General features: G+C 23.6%; 6 protein-coding genes. All 6 read right to left on the reverse strand.

Annotated elements, in window-relative coordinates; translation table 11 throughout:
• Positions 1-136: 136 nt before the first annotated feature.
• The 6 genes from NQK76_RS02290 to rpmF are packed head-to-tail and all read right to left on the reverse strand — an operon-like array spanning position 137 to position 4923.
• Positions 137-388: a hypothetical protein gene (locus tag NQK76_RS02290; protein WP_051049953.1), complete on the reverse strand. Its 252-nt coding sequence runs from the start codon at positions 386-388 to the stop codon at positions 137-139.
• A gap of 1 nt (position 389) precedes the next feature.
• Positions 390-926, reverse strand: coding sequence for a transcription elongation factor GreA (gene greA, locus NQK76_RS02295; protein WP_004994717.1), 537 nt, complete (start codon positions 924-926; stop codon positions 390-392).
• Between the two features lie 27 nt (positions 927-953).
• Complete coding sequence (locus NQK76_RS02300; RefSeq protein WP_004994719.1) at positions 954-1583, reverse strand: O-methyltransferase; 630 nt, start codon at positions 1581-1583, stop codon at positions 954-956.
• A 35-nt stretch (positions 1584-1618) separates the two neighbouring features.
• A complete protein-coding gene (gene ruvX, locus NQK76_RS02305) occupies positions 1619-2083 on the reverse strand; it encodes a Holliday junction resolvase RuvX (protein WP_255872736.1) in 465 nt (154 codons plus the stop codon).
• Entirely contained in the window at positions 2074-4695 is a 2622-nt protein-coding gene (alaS, locus tag NQK76_RS02310; RefSeq protein ID WP_255872737.1) for an alanine--tRNA ligase, read from the reverse strand. Before alaS ends, ruvX begins: the two co-directional genes overlap by 10 nt.
• Positions 4696-4734: 39 nt before the next feature.
• The gene (gene rpmF / locus NQK76_RS02315) at positions 4735-4923 is read right to left on the reverse strand and encodes a 50S ribosomal protein L32 (protein ID WP_054598525.1); all 189 of its coding nucleotides are present in this window, start codon (positions 4921-4923) and stop codon (positions 4735-4737) included.
• Positions 4924-5182 lie beyond the last annotated feature (259 nt).

A 5182-nucleotide genomic window follows, 5' to 3' on the forward strand; every position in this document is an offset into this window, starting at 1 on the left:
GATTATTAGGTGGCGGAATCTTTTTGACTAACTACTTCTTCGTCGCAACCCGCTTTTAAGAACTGCTGTAATTCACTATTCTTTCGTTTAATGAACCATTCTTATCCTTTCAGTGTTTATCTGCACTGGTGATTGGTCAAATCACACGATATTTAGGCCTCTTTGGCGCCCCATTAGAAAGTATAATTATTTGAAATTTTTTACTAATATTTATTAATAAATTATAAATTTTATCATTTAAAGTTTTTTGATATGGTTCTATAAGAGTATTATCTAAATCAAAAAATAAAGCTTTAATATTTTTATGCAATAAATCTTCAAAAGGGATTTCAAAAACAGAATCATAATAAAAACTAGGTATATAATTTGTATATTTTTTTAATTTCATATCAATTTATTTTCAAAACCTTAATATCAATTATTTTACCTGTTTCAGATTTATATCTTACTTGATCACCTTCTTTATGCCCTTGTAAACTTTGTCCGATAGGTGATTCAATAGAAAATTTATTGTTCAAAGGATCTACTTCTAAAATGCCAACCAAATGTAATTTTAAAATTTCCATATTATCTAAAAACTGAATATCTACCGTATTACCAATGGTAACAATTTCTTTATTTTGGTTAGAATGATCAATAATTTGCATATTTTTTAAAATATTTTTGATTTCAGAAATACGTGTTTCTATTATAATTTGTTCATTAGTGGCAGCTGCATAATCAGCATTTTCACTTAAATCTCCTTGATCACGAGCCTCTTTTAAAGAAATTAAATTTTCACTTCTTTTAGTGGAAGTTAAATGATCTAGTTCTTGCTTTAATTTATCTACACCTTCCTGAGTTAGTTTATAAATTTGTTTGTCTTTATGAATATTTTTTTTATCAATTTTATATTTATGCTCATAAGAATCAAGATCTTGGTTCATAATAACTAACCTCTTTTTTATTATTTTTTAATTTGGATAATTTATTTTATCATTAAAATATATATATTCGGATGGTAAAAAATTCTTACACGAAATACTCAATCCATCTCCTACATTTATAAATGTAGTTTTAAAAAAATAATTATTTTTTAAATATATTTTAAATGCTTGTATTTTTTTTAGAATTTTACAAACATTTTTAGAATTATTTTGTTTATTAAATAAATTATGAAAATTTAAATTATCACAAATAATAAAACCATTATTTTTTATAAATTTTTGATATTTTTCAAATAATTTGCAATATTGTGATTTAGCGCCATCAATGAAAATTAAATCATAATCTTTTTTAGGTTGATAAATTAGAGCTTCTGTCCAAATTACCTCAATATTAAAAGGTGTGTGAGAAAATATTTTTTTGGCTAATTGATAATAAATCTTGGATCTTTCTAATGTTTGGATTCGATTAGTTGGATTGCACATAGTTAACGCGCTATACCCGACAGCAGTCCCTATTTCTAAAATATCTACTATTTTTTTAGTATTAATAAAATTTTCTAAAAAAATCCCAGTTTCTTCAGGAATGATAGGTATGTTTTCTTGAATTGCGTACTTTTTCATATTTTTTAAATATTTTATTTTTAAATTATAAAACATAGATATATTATTTCTTTATAAATTTTTTTTCAATATTAATCAAATTTATTATGATATTTTTGATAATTTAAAAAATTTTGTAAAATTATTGCAGCAGCCATTTCATCTTTTAATTTTGAAATTCTGTTTTTTTTGTATTTAATTTGATGCATATTATTAATTGCTTCTTGAGTAGAAAGTCGTTCATCCCACAAAAATACTTCAACAGATGGAAAATATTTCTTAATTTTTTTACCAAATGCAATACTAATCTTAGATTTAACTCCTACGTTATTGTTCATATGTTTAGGATTACCTAAAACAATTATATTAATATTCATTTCATGAATAAGATTTGCTAAAGGCAAAATTAATTTACTATATTGATGTCTCTGAAAATGTATAGTTTTTAAATTTTTCGCAATAATTCCAAATTTAGAAAACGAAATTCCTAAAGTTTTTTCTCCTAAATCTAAACCTAAAAAATTTTCTTTTTGATAGAATTGTTTTTTTATAAACATTTTAACCATTCTTGCTGCAATATTATTAATTTATCCTTTTGATAACTAATACTTTTAGCAAATTTCGCATTCCCTCCGCCTTTACCTTCAATTAAAATATTAACACGTTGAATAAAATCTTTAGCATTAATAGTATCAATATTACTTTTACAAACTAAAATAAAATATTTAGATTTTTGTTTATATAAACATAAAAAATTAATTTTTAATTTTTGTATCAAATATTCTAATAGATTTTTTAACATGTTTTCATCAATATCAATATTATCACAACTCAACAACATGCAAGGTTTTATTGTAGAAGGTATAATTTTTTCAGCTTCTTTAGTCATTTTTATAATATCTTTTTGATGAATTTGCTTTTGTATTTGTAACCAAAATTTTTGTAATTCTTCACAATATTTTTTATAAAGAAAAATACTTTTATAACTGTTTTTAGTTTCTTGGAATTTCGGAATATTGCAATTTTCTGATAAATAATGATAATGTTTTTCTATTTTATTTAATATTTGTTGTTCTTGAATTTGCAAATGCTTAGTTTTTAAATCAAAACCAATTTCAATATTATAATCAGTAGTAGTTGCTTCTATTCTATATATACCCGAACCAATAGAATTATAAGATAAAATGGCAAATTTTTGCAAAAATAAAGTATTAAAGGCATGTGTACCGCCGCATAATTGTGTCGAAATATCCTGAATTTCTACTACCCTTACAATGTCATTATACTCGATTTGTTCTAGTAATTGTATTTGTTGATCTTGAGCGTCTTTAAAACTCATTGTTTTAATATTAATAGGATAACTTTCATTAATCCATAAATTTATTTTTTGTTCTATAGCGATTAAATCTTCTAAAGAAAAAGATTTATAATAATTAAAATCAAATTTTAACATTTTGTTATTTAAAAAAGAACCACATTGTTTTATATCAGGGTTGAATAATATTTTTAAAGCGGCGTGTAATAAATGTGTAGCCGTATGATTTAAAGAAATTAAATGTCTTTTTTGTAAATCAATAAATGTTTTTACTTGCTGCCCTAATTCGAAATTATCTTTCGTATAGTGTAAAAATTGTCCATGAGGTAATTTAACAACTTTTTCTATATAACTTTGATTAATCATGCCGCAATCAGAAACTTGCCCTCCCATTTCAGCATAAAAAGGGGTTTTGTCTAATACAATTCCATGTTCAAAAATTTTAATTATTTTAGCTAAATTACTAAAACATTCATAACCTATAAATTCACTTTTAATATTAAAATCATTATAATAATTATTATTTTGATAATTTTTATTTTTAAAAATCATTTTACCTTGGTTAGATGATATTTTTTTTTGTTTTTGTAAAATTTTTTCAAATCCTTTTGTGTCTACTAAAACTTTGTCATTTTTAGCATATTCTATAATTATTTCTGGAGGTAACCCATAAGTATCGTAAAGTTTAAAAAAATCTGAATCCGAAAGTTTTTTCGAAGTTTTCGTAAATTCTAAAAATTTATTCTTACCTTCGCATAAAGTTAATAAAAATTTCTGTTCTTCAGATAAAATTATCGTTTGAATAATCGGAATTTTCGATTTTAAATATGGATAAAAATCTTCCATAATATTAACTACTGTAGGAACTAATTCAAATAAAAAAGGTTTACTAAAACCCAATTTAATACCTTTTTGAAAAGCTCTTCTTAAAATTTTTTTTAAAACATAACCTCTGCCATCATTAGCTAACGTAACACCATCAGCAATTCCAAAAACTAAAGCTCTAATATGATCCGAAATAATATTAAAAATTTCTTTATTTTTGTCTAAATGGTATATTTTATTACTTAAAATAGAAATTTTTTTAATAATAGGTAAAAATAAATCTGTTTCAAAATTATTATCTTTATTTTGCAAAATACAAGCTAAACGTTCTAATCCGGCTCCAGTATCGATATTTTTATTCGATAACTCATGATAAATTTTGCGATTATTTTTAATTTCTAAATTATATTGCGAAAAAACAATATTCCATATTTCAATAAAACGATTGTTTTCTATATTATTCAAGATCAGATCACTATTACGTTGATCATATTTTGGACCACGATCAAAAAAAATTTCGGTACAAGGCCCACATGGTCCTTCACCTATTTCCCAAAAATTTTCTTTTAAAGAAATTAAATTATTTTTATCGATACCTTTTTGTAGCCAATAATTATAAGTTTCTAAATCTTTTTCAAAATAAGTAATATATAATTTATTAATATCTAAGGCTAAAAATTCGTGAGATGTTAAAAATTCATAAGCTAATTCAATAGCTTCTTTTTTAAAATAATCTCCTATCGAAAAATTCCCTAACATTTCAAAAAAAGTATGATGACGTGAAGTTTTACCTACTATCTCGATATCATTAGCTCTTAAACATTTTTGAATATTTACTATACGTTTATGACGAGGTACAACAGAGTTATTAAAATATTTTTTTAAAGGTGATACACCAGCATTAATCCATAATAAAGTAGGGTCTTTATCTGGTACTAAAGATGCTGATGGTTCTAACTTATGTTGTTTAGATATAAAAAAATTCAGCCATATCTTACGAATTTCTTGTGATGTTTTAATTTTAATCATATTATACCTTTTTTATTTAAAATATTTTTTTAAATATGATTAATTCGTGTCTTTGAATTTCGAAATTAATTTATTTTTATAAAAATTACCACCATTTTTAGTTAAACGATGAGGTAAAGTAAATTTATTAGTATCAGGGCATAATACCAAAGTAGGTGATTTTAATTTGTAATGAGTACGTCTTTTTCTTTTAGCGGTTTTACTAGTTCTTCTAAAGGGGACAGCCATTTTAATTATTCTCCTTTTATCATTATTAAATAAAAAAAAATTTTTTATTTAATAATAAAAATTAATTTTAATTAATGAATTTTTTAAAATAGAAGTAAATTGAATTGTTGTCTGGCGTTTGAGAAGGGATTCGAATCGTGATAGAATTACTACATTTCGTTATTTCTAACTATTATAATAAGCCCCACACACCACCGGACAAGCTAGTTTCCCAGCATCCGGCGATTATTTAAGTGATAATTCGGTTTAGCGCTAAAAA

It is taken from the genome of Candidatus Phytoplasma australasiaticum subsp. ipomoeae, from assembly GCF_024425275.1.
Classification (GTDB): Bacteria; Bacillota_I; Bacilli_A; order Acholeplasmatales; family Acholeplasmataceae; genus Phytoplasma; species Phytoplasma australasiaticum.